General features: G+C 58.3%; 13 protein-coding genes. 2 read left to right on the top strand and 11 right to left on the bottom strand.

Annotation, left to right across the window (positions count from 1 at the left end; translation table 11 throughout):
* Nucleotides 1-200 precede the first annotated feature (200 nt).
* Entirely contained in the window at nt 201-4,013 is a 3,813-nt protein-coding gene (locus tag IKP20_05615) for a leucine-rich repeat domain-containing protein (protein MBR4504430.1), read from the bottom strand.
* 316 nt (nt 4,014-4,329) lie between these two features.
* Here IKP20_05615 and IKP20_05610 point away from each other — a divergent pair, with 316 nt between their 5' ends.
* Both IKP20_05610 and IKP20_05605 read left to right on the top strand, forming a co-directional pair.
* On the top strand, nt 4,330-4,716 hold the full coding sequence (locus tag IKP20_05610; GenBank protein MBR4504429.1) for a hypothetical protein: 387 nt from the start codon (nt 4,330-4,332) through the stop codon (nt 4,714-4,716).
* Nucleotides 4,713-5,480 carry a sugar phosphate isomerase/epimerase gene (locus IKP20_05605; GenBank protein ID MBR4504428.1) on the top strand — a complete coding sequence of 256 codons (768 nt, stop codon included), beginning with the start codon at nt 4,713-4,715 and terminating at the stop codon, nt 5,478-5,480. Before IKP20_05610 ends, IKP20_05605 begins: the two co-directional genes overlap by 4 nt.
* Here IKP20_05605 and IKP20_05600 read toward each other — a convergent pair.
* The 10 genes from IKP20_05600 to IKP20_05555 all read right to left on the bottom strand — a co-directional run bounded on the left by IKP20_05600 (nt 5,444) and on the right by IKP20_05555 (nt 13,607).
* Nucleotides 5,444-6,568, bottom strand: coding sequence for a CPBP family intramembrane metalloprotease (locus IKP20_05600; GenBank protein MBR4504427.1), 1,125 nt, complete (start codon nt 6,566-6,568; stop codon nt 5,444-5,446). The genes IKP20_05605 and IKP20_05600 overlap by 37 nt on opposite strands.
* Nucleotides 6,565-7,176, bottom strand: a complete 612-nt coding sequence (locus IKP20_05595; protein MBR4504426.1) for a hypothetical protein — start codon at nt 7,174-7,176, stop codon at nt 6,565-6,567. The genes IKP20_05600 and IKP20_05595 overlap by 4 nt, the downstream gene beginning before the upstream one ends.
* A complete protein-coding gene (locus tag IKP20_05590) occupies nt 7,173-8,117 on the bottom strand; it encodes a transcriptional regulator (GenBank protein ID MBR4504425.1) in 945 nt (314 codons plus the stop codon). Before IKP20_05590 ends, IKP20_05595 begins: the two co-directional genes overlap by 4 nt.
* Before the next feature lie 47 nt (nt 8,118-8,164).
* The gene (locus tag IKP20_05585; GenBank protein MBR4504424.1) at nt 8,165-9,061 is read right to left on the bottom strand and encodes a ribokinase; all 897 of its coding nucleotides are present in this window, start codon (nt 9,059-9,061) and stop codon (nt 8,165-8,167) included.
* A 226-nt stretch (nt 9,062-9,287) separates the two neighbouring features.
* Nucleotides 9,288-9,773, bottom strand: a complete 486-nt coding sequence (locus IKP20_05580) for an Hsp20/alpha crystallin family protein (protein MBR4504423.1) — start codon at nt 9,771-9,773, stop codon at nt 9,288-9,290.
* A gap of 86 nt (nt 9,774-9,859) precedes the next feature.
* On the bottom strand, nt 9,860-12,010 hold the full coding sequence (locus IKP20_05575; protein MBR4504422.1) for a CDC48 family AAA ATPase: 2,151 nt from the start codon (nt 12,008-12,010) through the stop codon (nt 9,860-9,862).
* A gap of 5 nt (nt 12,011-12,015) precedes the next feature.
* Nucleotides 12,016-12,477 carry a helix-turn-helix domain-containing protein gene (locus IKP20_05570; protein MBR4504421.1) on the bottom strand — a complete coding sequence of 154 codons (462 nt, stop codon included), beginning with the start codon at nt 12,475-12,477 and terminating at the stop codon, nt 12,016-12,018.
* A 159-nt stretch (nt 12,478-12,636) separates the two neighbouring features.
* Entirely contained in the window at nt 12,637-12,915 is a 279-nt protein-coding gene (locus tag IKP20_05565) for a hypothetical protein (GenBank protein ID MBR4504420.1), read from the bottom strand.
* A 6-nt stretch (nt 12,916-12,921) separates the two neighbouring features.
* A complete protein-coding gene (locus tag IKP20_05560; GenBank protein MBR4504419.1) occupies nt 12,922-13,107 on the bottom strand; it encodes a hypothetical protein in 186 nt (61 codons plus the stop codon).
* Nucleotides 13,104-13,607, bottom strand: a complete 504-nt coding sequence (locus tag IKP20_05555; protein ID MBR4504418.1) for a hypothetical protein — start codon at nt 13,605-13,607, stop codon at nt 13,104-13,106. The genes IKP20_05560 and IKP20_05555 overlap by 4 nt, the downstream gene beginning before the upstream one ends.
* Nucleotides 13,608-13,660: the final 53 nt, after the last annotated feature.

Here is a 13,660-nt window from a genome sequence, read left to right as displayed (position 1 = left end):
TTAATAAAAAACATATGTCCCATTCCGTCGTCACCGAGACTTTCATATTCTGCCAGCTATCTGTATGAAGGAGTCGGCGACGGGAGGCTTTCTGCTTCGCGGTCCAAGAGAATCTCGGGCGGATACCCACCCGGTAAAGGCGCTGGTTCAGACCTTGTAAAGGGCCTGCACCAGCGTTTTGATAGGTATGGATCCGCCCGTCAGGCGGTGGAGCGGTACATCCTCCCGTCCCCTGCACCCACATAAAGATAGCCAGCGAGGGCCTCTGCGGTCGCCGGCAGTCTCTTTCCGCTTTCATCGCAGAATGCGATGTCGAAGAACGCCTGATAGCCGATGGAACTTACGGAGCTTCCGATGGCTACGCTAGACAGAGATGTGCACAGACAGAACGCGTACCTTCCGATGGACACCGTGGAATCTGGGATGGCGACGGAAGCCAGGGAATCGCACGCGTAGAACGCATACCCTCCCACCGACCTCAGGGAATCCCCGAAGTCGACAGTTTCCAGCGAAGAACAGCGGGCGAACGCCTTCATGCCTATTTCTGTTATACTTCCCAGGTCGGCTGATACCAGCTCTGCGAGGCCGTAGAAGGCCTTGGGGCCTATCTCAGTGACAGGATAATCCTTCCCGCCGTAGGACACCGAGGCCGGGACCGCAAGATTCGCCATCGGCTCGGAGAATCCGACAAGAGTCGCGTCTGCATCGCCGGACCAGTCCACCTTGTATACCAGACCGCCGGAGACGAACGTGAAGCCGTCCGCCACGCGCTGGAGCACGCAGCAGCTCCCCTCGTACGCATATCCGCTCAGGCCGGCCGCCGTGCAGTCGAGGACGTTTCCTCTCTCGTCTAGGAACCTGATCCCGTAGAACGCGTTCTCCCCGATGGAGGACACGGAGTCCGGAATGGCTACGCTGGTCAGCGCAGTGCAGCCGCTGAACGCGCTGCGCCCGATGCTCATAACCGAATCGGGGATCTCTGCGGAAGCGAGCGAGGAGCATCCGAAGAAAGCGTACGCTCCTATCTCTCCGAGGGAATCTCCGAAGCTGACGCTTTCCAGCGACCCGCAGCGGGCGAACGCCTTCATCCCTATTTCGGATATGCCTCCCAGATCGGCGGATACCAGATCGGCGAGGCCGTAGAAAGCTTTGGGGCCTATGCCGGAGATTGTGTAGTTCTTGTCCCCGTAGGATACTTCCGCAGGAACTTTCAGATGCGTGATCGGCTTGGTGTAGCTGACAAGGATCACATTCGATTCGATGAACTGGTCCGCCTTGAACACAAGTCCGTCAGAGATGAATGTTGCATCCGTCATGCGCATCAGTACGCCGCCGCTGCCTTCGTAGTCATACCCTCTGAGACTCTCCGGCGTATGGGGGAGATTTTTCCCGCCCTCGTCCAGGAACCTGATCCCGTAGAATGCGTCGCGCCCTATCGCGCTCACGGAGTCCGGGATGTTTATGGATGCAATGGATGTGCAGCCGGAGAACGCAGAATAATCGATGAAAGTCACAGAATCGGGGATGGAAACGGAGGCCAGGGATGTGCATCCGTGGAACGCGCACCACGATATTGATTTGACCGAATCGGGGATTGTGACGGAGGCCAGGGATGTGCAGCCGTAGAACGCGGACTCCCCGATGGACGTTACCGAGTTAGGGATGGTGACGGAGGCCAGGGATGTGCAGCCGTAGAATGCGCTCCACGATATTGATTTGACCGAATCGGGGATTGTGACGGAGGCCAGGGATGTGCATCCGTAGAATGCGCTGGACGATATTGATGTGACCGAGTCAGGGATGGTGACGGAGGCCAGGGATGTGCAGCCGTAGAATGCGCTGGACGATATTGATTTGACCGAATCGGGGATGGTGACGGAGGCCAGGGATGTGCAGCCTCTGAACGCGCTTTCCCCGATGTCCGTGACAGAATCGGGGATGGTGACGGAGGAGAGGGATGTGCAACCCCAGAACGTGCTGTCCCCAATGGACTTGACCGAATCGGGGATGGTGACGGAGGAGAGGGATGTGCAGCCGGAGAACGCATAATCTCCGATGGACTCGACCGAGTTCCCGATGTCTACGGATGACAGGGATGTGCAGCCGTAGAATGCGTTGGTTCCGATGGACCTGACCGAATCGGGGATGGTGACGGAGGCCAGGGATCCGCATCCGTAGAATGCGCTGGATGATATTGATGTGACAGAATCGGGGATCTCAGCGGAGGCCAGGGATCCGCATCCGAAGAAGGCATACGCCCCTATCGCTTTCAGGGAATCGCAGAAGACTACGTTTTCCAGCGATTCGCAGCGGGCGAAGGCCTTCATCCCTATCTTGGAGACGCTCTCCAGGTCGGCGGAGACCAGATCGGTGAGGCCGTAGAAGGCCTTGGGGCCTATGCCGGTAACCGCGTAGTTCTTGCCCCCGTAGGATACTTCCGCAGGAACCGCCAGATGCGCCACCGGCTCGGTATAGCCTACTAGGACGGCATCCGAGCCGCCGGACCGGTCCGGCTGGAACACCAGCCCGTCAGAGACGATTGTTGCATCCGTCATGCGCATCAGCACGCCGCCATGGCCTTCGTAGGTGTATCCACCGAGGCCTTCCGGCGTATGGGGGAGAATGGCCCCGTTCTCATCCATGAATGTGATCCCACGGAAAGCATCCTGCCCCATCTTTTTCAGGGAGCCAGGGATATGCACGCTGGAAAGCGAGGTACAATTAAGGAATGCTTCCGCTCCGACGGTAGTTACCGTATCGGGGATGGCGACGGAGGCCAGGGATGTGCAGCCAGCGAACGCGGACCCCCCGATGGACTTGACCGAATCGGGGATGGCGACGGAGGCCAGGGATGTGCAACGAGCGAACGCGGCATATGATATAACCGTGACCGAATCGTGGATGGAGACCGATGAGAGCGATTTGCAACCCCAGAACGCCCAGTCCCCGATGGACTCGACCGAGTCCGGGATGGCGACGGAGGCCAGGGATGTGCATCCGTAGAACGCGCAGCGCCCGATGTCCGTGACCGAATCGGGGATGGTGACGGAGGCCAGGGATGTGCAGCCTCTGAACGTGCTGTCCCCAATGGACTCGACCGAGTCCGGGATGGCGACGGAGGCCAGGGATGCGCATCCGTAGAACGCGCTGTCCCCGATGTCCGTGACCGAGTTTCCGATGTCTACGGAGGCCAGAGATTTGCAGCCTCTGAACGCGCAGCGCCCGATGGACTTGACCGAATCGGGGATGGCGACGGAGGCCAGGGATGTGCAGTAGTCGAAAGCATAATCCCCGATGGAGGTGACAGAATCGGGGACTGCATACTCGGCATCCCGCTTTCCTGCGGGATATGTGATAAGGGCCGTTTTGTTTCTGTCGAACAGGACGCCGTCCTCTGAGCTGTACGTTTCGTTGTCGGCGCTTACGGATATGGAGGCCAGGGATGTGCAGTATTCGAAAGCATAATCCCCGATGGACTCGACCGAGTCCGGGATGGCGACGGAGGCCAGGGATGTGCAGCCAGCGAACGCGGACCCCCCGATGGACTTGACCGAATCGGGGATGGCGACGGAGGCCAGGGATGTGCATCCGTAGAACGCCTGGCCGCCGATGGAACTTACGGAGCTTCCGATGGCTACGCTGGACAGGGATGCGCAGCCTCTGAACGCAATTTCCCCGATGGACTCGACCGAATCGGGGATGGCGACGGAGGCCAGGGATCTGCATTCGTAGAACGCGCTCCTTCCGATGGATGTAACGCCCTCCCCTATCGTCACGGATATGATGGCGGACGTTCTCCAGGGACGATTCCATTCGAAATCGTTCATGCTCCCCTGCCCCGAGACGGTCAGGTTGCCGCTGCCGTCGAGGTACCATCTGAGGTGGTCCCCGCACGTCCCCGACGAGGCGGCGTCGCAGTCTTCGGAGGCAGCCAACGGAAGCACGGCCAGCAATGCGGCGGCCGCCAGCGCTGCGGACAGCGCAAAACCCCATTTGTGCCGTCTGAATGCCATGGTTTGATTTATTTTATGGAGATTCATAGCAATACATTTTATTTGCCAAATAAAAGTATATTTCCCATTCCGTCGCCACCGGGGCCCGGGCATTCTGTCAGTTTCTTTCTTTGGCGGGAGCACGGGCTTCAAGCTCCGGAGATGCTGGCCGGTCATGCGCCACCGGATTCCGCTCACAACTCGCTTATGGCTATGAGAATCTGGCCCCGGAGAATTGCGGTTCTGTATTTCGCCGATCAAATTCTTCATGGCCGCCTCATCTTGAATCGAAACCGCTGGCACAGAGACTTATTTATCCATTCGCCGATTGCCCTGCATGGCTGTTGCCGAGATTTTCTGTCCGGTGAATCCCAGCGAGGATCCGGACAAGGTGCGCGCCGCTGTGGAATCGATATTCCCAGATGCGGAGCTGGAAAGGGATGAGAAGGGGTTCTTCGGCACCGCTACCCTCGATACGTTCTCTAAGGCGATCCGCAGGCAGAGGATTCTGGACGCCGTGCGCGGGGTCATGCTGTCCAACAGAAAGGGCAGTTCAACCCGCATGAGCCTGAACAAGCAGGTGGCTACGGTCGGGAAAGTGTCTTTCGCAGACAGGAACCCGGTCCTAGGCGCGATAGAGGTGACTGTCAGGGACGACGATATCGAGGCGCTCATAGACAGGGTGGCTCCGATGACGGTCGACGGCGAGGAGGTCAGGATATGACCATAGGGATATCATGCACCGAATTCAGCGCCAACCCGATCGAGGATTGGCTGATACCGGTTTTCGAGGAGTTCGATCATTGGGAGATCTTTTCGGAGGCGTTCCATTCGGTATTGTATCACGCGGACGAGATGGAGGACATCCTGCCATCGTATGACATGTCGTATTCCATTCATGCGCCGATATGCGACGTCAATGTGGCTGCGGTGTCCGATTGCATGAGGGAAGCTTCCATCAACGAGATAGTCCGCACGGCGGAGATCGCGGCGGACCTCGACATCAGGCTGGTCACCGTCCATCCAGGGCTCCATTCGCTTTCGGTGGCAGGGCTGGAGAGACACACGATCGAGATCGCCAAGGATTCCATGAAATATCTGAGCAGGGCCGCGGAGGAGTACGGCGTGACCATGGCCATAGAGAACATGCCTTCCAAGCCCTATTTCCTGGGGCGCACTGCCGCGCAGCTCGCCGAGCTCATAGAAGGCACGGATCTTTCCGTCTGCTTCGACATAGGCCATGCGAACACTGCCGGCCAGATCGACGCGATGATCGACGCTTTCAAAGGCAGGATTGCCAACGTGCACATCCATGACAACATGGGAGACGACGATTCCCACCTGACCATAGGCGATGGGAACATCGATTTCCTCGGCGTGCTCCGCAGGCTCTCCGGATACTCCGGGAATTTCGTGATCGAATCGAAGAGCTTCGATTCCGCCGCCGAATCTCAGCCGAGGTTGGAGCGGCTGCTGTCGTCCGTCTGATCCTCATCCTCAGCAACCCATGTCGGCATATTTCCGATCTTGGGTATGCCATCCTTCAGATACTTGGCCAAGGCCGCCACGCTGATGAAGCCGATGACCACGATGAGGATGAAGATGAAGCTGAATATCTGCTCCCCGACGACTGCGAGGGCTATCCCCGAGAAATCCGTGATGAAATGGAATATGATCGATACGTGGATGCCGAATCTGACGTAAAGATACGACATCATCAGGCCGCCGATGATCATCGGGATGACTTTGGCCCATCCCCAGCTGTCCAGATGGGCAAGCCCGAATATTGTGGCGGACAGGATTATCAGGACGATCCCGACTTTGGTGATGCCGAATCCTCCCAGGAGATACCTCAGGAAATCCTTCCTGCCGCTGAGCCCGGCGACCACCACCATCGGTATGCCTATGGGCACCAGGCGAGACGCTATCTCCTCCCACACGGCGGCGTTGGCGTAGGACAGGAACGCTTCCGGTTCCGTGCCCAGCGGAAGGCCGTCCGGAGCGGTGATGACGTATCCTATGGCGCCCTGTATCGCCGCGACTATTATGACGAGAGCCAGATAGGCGCTGAACATGAGGGAAAGCCAGAAGAGCGGCGTCCTTTCCACTTTGCCTACGAGATCCGGGCCATTCCTTTCGGTGACTATCGTCCGCGACTGATAGGCAAGCACGATCCCTGACGCGGTAATGGCGGCGATGAGGAAGATCCAATAGGCTTGGAGCGCCCCGTTCCCCAGGGTCCCTATGGAAACCATCTGGGGCAGAAGCAGATACATCTTCAATTCGTGTCCGGGAATCCAAGAGAAGACGTCGCCGGCCCACCAATAGAGGCTCAGCCCCTCGATTATCAGCAAGGCTATGATGGCGGGGGCGGCCACGAAGACGGCTTTGGAAAGCGCATGGCTGTCTCCCCTCCTTTCCGGGCGCTGCGCCAGCGGCCTGCCGCATTTGCCGCAGTACCCGTATCCTTTTCTGGCGTATTCCCTGCACAGGTCGCATTCGCCTGCCGGCGCGCCGCAATCGGGGCAGAAAGCCCACCCTTCCCTGGCGGCCTCTCCGCATCTTGGGCAGCTCATCTCTTTCCGAGAAGGGCGGCGACTCCGCCGCACCTCTCGACCTCCAGCAGGACAAGCAGACTCTTCCTGTATTTCGAAACGTCGGTTATCTCTTCGGCGATGTGCCTCTCCCTCTCTTCGGAGACTTCCCTGAAGCCTTTGACTTCGTTGACGTAGGCGTCCCATTGGACGGCGAATTCTTCAGGGGTGGAGGCATCGAACTTTTTCTTCATGCCTTTCTTCGCGAGGCGGTGCTCCCTGACGAATTCGTACGCTTTGACTTTGTCGCAATAGAGCTCGGTGAATTCCTCGTCGTTCATGTCGAGAGGTATGGCGCTGATCCCGTTTTTCCTGCAGAGGTCCACGAGCTCGCAGACCGCCGGGGACGGCATCTCAACCTCTCCGAAAGCGCCCATTTTGTCGGCGTATACCAGATCCAGCTCGCTGACGGTCGGGTCGTCATCGATCTCGTCCCTTTTTTCCACGGCCTGTATCCCTTCTATGCCCATGGATACGCCGTACGCCTCGTATTTTCCGAACGCTTCGCGGACTTTATCCGCCTCGGATCTGAGGCCGCTGACGAACGGGAGTATGTCGACGGCGCATCCGTCTATCATGATCGATATCATTTCTTCGCTCCTCTTGACGCTACCAGATCGGTCAGCTCGTCCGGGGCGTCTATCCTTTTCAGTTCTTCGTTGGAGACGACCGCGGTGCCGTCGATGCTGTCGCGCTCGCGTTTGGTCTCCACTATCATCACGGAGAAGCGGTCCATTATCCTCGAGAGCTCCGAAGCCACCACCGCCCTCTGGACTATCCCGCTGTCGTCGGTTCCGAGGCCGGTCAGGATGAATGATTTCCTGTCTATCGTGACAGCTTCGAACGGGCTTTTAACTACGGGCGTCACTTTGAATCCCAGATTGGAAAGCTGCCTCAGCGCGAACAGATCGGGGACGTCCCGCACTGACCTCTCTTCCTTCTCCCTTTCCTCGCTCTTGAATGCGAACGGGTCTATCGGCTCGATGATCGGCAGATTCATGTATTCCTCTATGCGGAGCGCCGCATCTATCATCGCGCCCATCCCGGATTCGTACATCTGGATGGTGCGTCTGGATACGCCCGCGGTCTCCGCCAGAGTCCCGAGGCTGATGCCCCTCTCCTCCCTGGCTTTCTTGAGGAGTTCGCTGTCCAGCTTGACGTAAAGCCCGCCGGGGGCCGCGAATATGAAAGGAGGGGCCTCTTCGAGGAGAAGATCCGCCAAGGTTTCGTTGGACACTATGGATATGTTGAACCTGGAATAGACTATGCCGGCCTCCAGAGCGCCGGCGCTCGAACGTTCGCCGGTGACCATGGGCGTGGCGTCCAGCGCGTCGGCCAGGGCCTTCATCTCTTCGGCGTTCTCCTTGGAGAAGGCGTCGATGTTGCTGAGAACTTTGATTATGAGAATTTTCTCGTCGAGCCTGGCGATGACGTCGAAGCATATCCCCCTTAGGCTCAGAGCGGAGGACACGTCGAAGCCCGCCTTAGCCAGTATGGCTCTGGTGGTGTTGATGAGTTCGTTGCGTCCCATAAGTTCTCCAATGGCGCAGAGGATTTTATATTTTTATTGGGACGGATTCAGAAACGGATTTCGCCGATGGTCGGTATGCCGTCCATCGCCCCCTTCCTGGCGCACGACATGGAAGCCGCCGCCGTGGCTAGGCGGACCGATTCCTCTATGGAAGACCCATTGGAAAGGGATGCGGCGAGATAGCCTACGAACGTATCGCCCGCGCCGGAAGTGTCTATCGCGTCTGTCTCGGGCGCCGGCACGGTTTCGCTGCGCCCTCCGTACGCATAGAAGCACCCGGCTTTTCCCAGGGTCACAACGACGGCCTTCGCTCCGCCTGAGATGAGCGCCGCGGATCCCTTTTCGAGGTCGTCCGTCCCGGCGAAATACCGGAATTCGGTTTCGTTCACCGCCAGGATGTCTGTCATGCTCAGCATGCCTTCCGCCATGGGCCTGCAGGGGGCTGGGTTGTAAATGGTCATCGTCCCGTTATCGGATGCGATTTTCATTGCGGCCAGATCTGTCTCGGACGGGATTTCGTTCTGCACCACGAGGATCCCGCGTCCGGAGATGGCGGAGGACGCATCCTTCACGTCCTCGGGTGTCATCACCATGTTGGCGCCTCCGATGACGGCTATGCGGTTCTCCGAGCGGCTGTCGATCTCTATGAAAGCCTGGCCTGTATCGCATTGCTTCCGAACGATGGAAAGAGTCATCCCCTCTTCGGAAAGCCTTTCTTCGAGGATCTTTCCTTCCGGGTCGTCTCCCAGAGCGGTCATGAACGTTACGTCGGCTCCGGCTCTGGCGGCTGCTACCGCTTGGTTAGCTCCTTTGCCTCCGCAGGAGACTTTCTTCCCTGCCGCATGCACGGTCTCCCCCGGCGAAGCGAATCTGTCCAGATAGATTGACGTATCCAAGTTCGAACTGCCGATGACCATCACTCCGGGTTTCATGGCCTTCCCCATCAATCCGAATCATATGCTGGCCTTTGAACTCTGCGGAGGAAGGTTGCGGAAGTGAATCACGCGATTCTGCGGCCGGTCATGAAGCGGCGGCATATGCGTAATGAATCATATGGATTTCCCGCAACCAACTTTAAGGATTTCCCATAGTCGACTTTAACATTTTCCCAAAATGAATCGGAATGATTTTCGAAAAATGGACGGGTCCGGGGGAATCCCCCGGGGGCCGTCACATCACTTCGATGTGCTTTCCGTTCTGCTTCGTGGACAGAGATTTCAGCGTGACCTCCAGCAGACCGTTGTTGTACACGGCTTTGGCCGAGTCAGGGTCGGCTTCGCATGGGAGGGCCACATCCTTGGAGAAGCGTTTGCTTCCGTTGTCCACCCTTATGGATAAGGAATCGCCGTTGCAGCTGAGGTCGATGTCTTTCTTTTCGATCCCGGGGATCTCGGCTATGACCTTCACTTCGCCGTTCTCTTCGCAAACGTCCGTGAAAGGCTCTCTGACCGATGCGAGCTGAGGTCTGCCGAAGGTTCCGTCGCTGTTTCCGAACTCCTTCACGTGCCTTACCCCGTCGGGACCCTGGTACATGGTATACCCATATGTCTTGACGCCGGGTCCGTCCATGCTCAGCTGGGCGAACATGTCCTCGATCCTTCTGTTCAAGCTGTCGAAGCTTCCGAAGAAGCCGTTCCAGATGTCATCCGCGCTCATCTCACTCACCTTCGATTGGATTCTTTGCCATTCTGCTTTCTTTTGTTCTTATGTTCGTTCCAAAGGGTTTGGGAAGGGGTTTGGGCTCAGGATTTGTAATCCCTGAGCTTCTCGGCCGCTTTCGGGCCGAATTTGTCCAGCGACTTCTCGAAGTCGGCCATGCTCACCTTGCATTGGGCGATCTGCTCGTCGGTGGGCATCTCTCCGGAGGACACCAGGCGCCTCACGGCGTTCATCACCGCTTCGTTGCAGATGGCGGCGATGTCCGCTCCGGTGCAGCCTTCGGTCTTGCCGGCTAGCACATCGAGGTCCACATCGTCGGCCATCGGCCTCTTGGAGGTGTGGATGCCGAAGATCGATTTCCTGGATTCCTTGTCCGGAGGTCCGATGAAGATGGATTTGTCGAATCTTCCCGGCCTGAGCAGAGCGGGGTCCATGATGTCGGGCCTGTTGGTCGCCGCGATCACCACCACGTCGCTGAGGCCTTCGAGGCCGTCCATCTCGGTCAGCATCTGGGAGATGACCCTCTCGGTGACGTTGCTGTCCCCTCCGGTTCCTCTTTCCGGCGCGATCGAGTCGATCTCGTCCATGAAGATGACGCAGGGGGATGCCTGCCTCGCCTTCCTGAACGTCTCTCTGACGGCTTTCTCCGACTCTCCTACCCACTTGTTCAGGAACTCCGGGCCCTTCACGGAGATGAAGTTGGCTTCGGACTCCGTGGCGACGGCTTTCGCCAGCATGGTCTTCCCGGTTCCTGGCGGGCCGTACAGGAGGATTCCCTTCGGGGGCTTGGCGCTCATGTGGTCGAAGACCTTGCCGAATTTCAGGGGCCATTCCACGGCTTCCTTCAGCTCCTGCTTGGCCTCCTCCAAGGCTCCGATGTCCTCCCACTTGACGTCAGGCTTCTCGATCAGGACTTCCCTCATGGTCGACGGCTGCATGTCCTTCAGGGCGTTCTTGAAGTCGTCTTTGGTGACCAGGATGCTGTTCAGCATGTCGGCGGAGATCTCCTCGGATTCCAGGTCGATGTCTGGGAGCACCCTTCTGAGGGCGGCCATAGCGGCCTCTTTGGTCAGCGCCGATATGTCCGCTCCGGCGTAGCCGTGGGTCTTGTCGGCGAGCCATCCGAGGTCCACGTCGTTCCCGAGAGGCATTCCGCGGGTGTGGATCTGGAGGATCTCGAGCCTGCCGTCCCTGTCGGGGATTCCGATCTCGATCTCCCTGTCGAATCTGCCCGGCCTTCTCAGGGCCTCGTCTATGGAGTTGGGCCTGTTGGTGGCTCCGATGACCACTACCTTCCCTCTGGCGTTCAGCCCGTCCATCAGCGCGAGGAGCTGGGCCACTATGCGCCTCTCCTCTTCGCCGCTCACCTCGTCCCTCTTCGGTGCGATCGAGTCTATCTCGTCGATGAAGATGATGCTGGGCGAGTTCTCCTCGGCTTCCTTGAAGATCTCTCTGAGCTTGCCTTCGGATTCCCCGTAGAACTTGCTCACGATCTCCGGCCCGCCGATGTAGATGAAGTTGCTGCTCGTCTCTCCGGCGACGGCTTTGGCCAGCATGGTCTTCCCGGTTCCTGGAGGTCCGTGCAGGAGCACTCCTTTAGGAGCCTCGACGCCCAGCCTCTTGAAGAGCTCGGGATGCCTCAGCGGAAGCTCGACCATCTCCCTGATCTTTTTGACCGCGTCTCCAAGGCCTCCGATGTCGTCATAGGAAGTCTTCGGGATGTCTCCGCTGTTCTCCGCGGGTTTGTCGGAGATCTTCACCTGGGTGGTGCTGGACATTATCACGGCTTCACCGGAAGGCGAGAAGGACGTGACCACGAGGTCTATCCTGTTGCCCATGACGTTCAGCGTTATCGCATCGCCCTTCGAGATCGCCCTTCCCTCGAAGTTCTGCCTGAGGAAATCCTCTCCGCCCTGTAGCCTGAGCTGTTCGGTTGGCGCGAAAGTAATTTTCTCGGCGTTCTTGGCGGTCACCTTCTTTATGGAGACGCGCTCGTCGATGGATACGCCGGCGTTGCGCCTCGTCGATCCGTCTATCCTTATTATGCCGAGGTTGGCGTCCTCCTCCGGACCTCTGAGCACCTTCACGACGGTCTTTTTGTTCCCGTCTATCTGGATTATGTCTCCGAATTTTATTCCGAGGATGTCCATCAGCGCGGGATCGAGCCTTGCGACCCCTCTGCCCGCTTCCCCTGATTTGAGCTCCGCGACTTTGATCGCTTTCTCTTCTGCCATATCGATCATTCCTCCGTTCTTTTCCGGGGGATTTCCGCCCCCGCCGTCATCCCAAGCATTTTCCTCAGAGCTCCGGCCTCGCGCAGGAGGTCGTTCTTCCTGCGTTCCAGCTCTTCCAGCTCCTTTCCGATCTCCTCCAGCCTGACGATTGCCTCCTCGGTTCCGATAGGTTTCCCCGGCTCCGGCATCAGCCTGACCGAGAACACGCTTCCGTGCATGTCCACGACCAGGGTGAATTCGGCGTTCGGAGCGTAGACGGTGCGGTCCGGGCCCATGCTGCTGCTTTCGCGGTAGCAGGTGACCATGCCGTTCCTCTCCATCAGTGCCAGGTTCTTCATGACGGCCTGCTGGCTGATTCCGAGCTCTTTCGACAGCCGCAGGGCGTAGCTGGGGGTGTCAGCGAGCATCTCCAGGATCCTCCTGCGCGTCGGGTTCTCGACCATAGCGAGCAGATCGTCGATTTCCATGTTTTCACCTCTTGGTTGTCAACCTTTGGTTCACTACCCAATAGTATGTATGATGTTCTATATAAAATTTTGTATAAACCGCATCCAGCGGGAAATCAGAGTCGCAAATCTCCCCTCGCGGCGGGCTTGCGGATAGGGTCCGCGCCAGATAATCTTCTGTCAGGCGGACCGTCGGATGCTTTTCACCGGTCTTGCCGGTACCCCGGCCACGACGGTCATGGGAGGGACGTCGCGGGTGGCGACAGCTCCCGCCGCGATTATGGAATCGTGCCCGATGGTGACTCCCCTGAGAATGGTTGCGTGGGATCCCACCCATACATTCCTCTCCAGGACTATCTCTGACGCCATCACATCATGGCGGTGGGCAGGATCTATGTCGTGGTCTATGGTGGCGAATACGACTTGGTGTCCGATCTGGCAGCCGTCGCCTATGCGCACTCCGCCTTAGTCCTGGAAGCAGCATCCGGAATTGATGAAGACTCCCTCCCCCAGAGATATGTTCCTGCCGAAATCGGCGTAGATGGGCGGGAACAGCATGAATTTCTCCGGCATCTCTTTCCCTATGAGGCGTCCCATAAGCGTCCGGAGCTCAGCCTGGTCGTGGTATCCCGTGTTGATCTCGGCGGTCACTTTCCGGGCTTCGGCGGCGCAGGCGTCCAGCAGCCTGAAGATCGGGTCGCCGTACGGTATCCTTTCGCCGGAGGCGAGCTTGTCCAGAAGATCTTGCAGAGACGGATCAGACATGGCAGTCCGAAAAGAATCGGAGTAGATATCCGTAACGGGATTCGTCCTATGCGGAATTTCTCGCGGTCATACTGCGACAGTGAACCCAATCTGCGTACGAGATGGGTGCTCGGGATTGAGCGGACTTCCCTGTCCACATAGGTCTCCGTATCCAGTCCGGCTTCCATGTAGTCCTCGATGACGTCCCTGGCGTTGGCTCCGCCGCTCTGGGAGGTGCATCTGCGGAACAGTACGTCGCCGTTCCGGGTCCCTACGACGAGGATAGGGCGGTCCTTTATCCCGTCAAGGTTCTCGACCCACCAGACCTCTCCCGGGTTCGGAGCGCGAGGGGAGCGGTTGTGGCGCGTCCTCTGGCTCTTTTTGTATTGGCTGAGGAAGTCGGTCATGCTGGTTTGTAGGTCTACTTCATATTAAACCGGCTCTGAAGGGCGATGCCGCT

The sequence above is a fragment of the Candidatus Methanomethylophilaceae archaeon genome (genome assembly GCA_017524805.1).
Taxonomy (GTDB): domain Archaea; phylum Thermoplasmatota; class Thermoplasmata; order Methanomassiliicoccales; family Methanomethylophilaceae; genus Methanoprimaticola.
Note: the sequence above shows the minus strand (reverse complement) of the source record. Positions and strands in the feature narration are given on the sequence as shown.

Excerpts from the sequence above, each read along its gene's own strand:
- IKP20_05615 (MBR4504430.1), bottom strand. The coding sequence starts at position 4,013 with ATGGCATTCAGACGGCACAAATGGGGTTTTGCGCTGTCCGCAGCGCTG.
- IKP20_05570 (MBR4504421.1), bottom strand. The coding sequence starts at position 12,477 with ATGGAAATCGACGATCTGCTCGCTATGGTCGAGAACCCGACGCGCAGG.
- IKP20_05555 (MBR4504418.1), bottom strand. The coding sequence starts at position 13,607 with ATGACCGACTTCCTCAGCCAATACAAAAAGAGCCAGAGGACGCGCCAC.
- IKP20_05610 (MBR4504429.1), top strand. The coding sequence starts at position 4,330 with ATGGCTGTTGCCGAGATTTTCTGTCCGGTGAATCCCAGCGAGGATCCG.
- IKP20_05575 (MBR4504422.1), bottom strand. The coding sequence starts at position 12,010 with ATGGCAGAAGAGAAAGCGATCAAAGTCGCGGAGCTCAAATCAGGGGAA.
- IKP20_05595 (MBR4504426.1), bottom strand. The coding sequence starts at position 7,176 with ATGATATCGATCATGATAGACGGATGCGCCGTCGACATACTCCCGTTC.
- IKP20_05590 (MBR4504425.1), bottom strand. The coding sequence starts at position 8,117 with ATGGGACGCAACGAACTCATCAACACCACCAGAGCCATACTGGCTAAG.
- IKP20_05580 (MBR4504423.1), bottom strand. The coding sequence starts at position 9,773 with ATGAGCGCGGATGACATCTGGAACGGCTTCTTCGGAAGCTTCGACAGC.
- IKP20_05600 (MBR4504427.1), bottom strand. The coding sequence starts at position 6,568 with ATGAGCTGCCCAAGATGCGGAGAGGCCGCCAGGGAAGGGTGGGCTTTC.
- IKP20_05585 (MBR4504424.1), bottom strand. The coding sequence starts at position 9,061 with ATGGGGAAGGCCATGAAACCCGGAGTGATGGTCATCGGCAGTTCGAAC.
- IKP20_05605 (MBR4504428.1), top strand. The coding sequence starts at position 4,713 with ATGACCATAGGGATATCATGCACCGAATTCAGCGCCAACCCGATCGAG.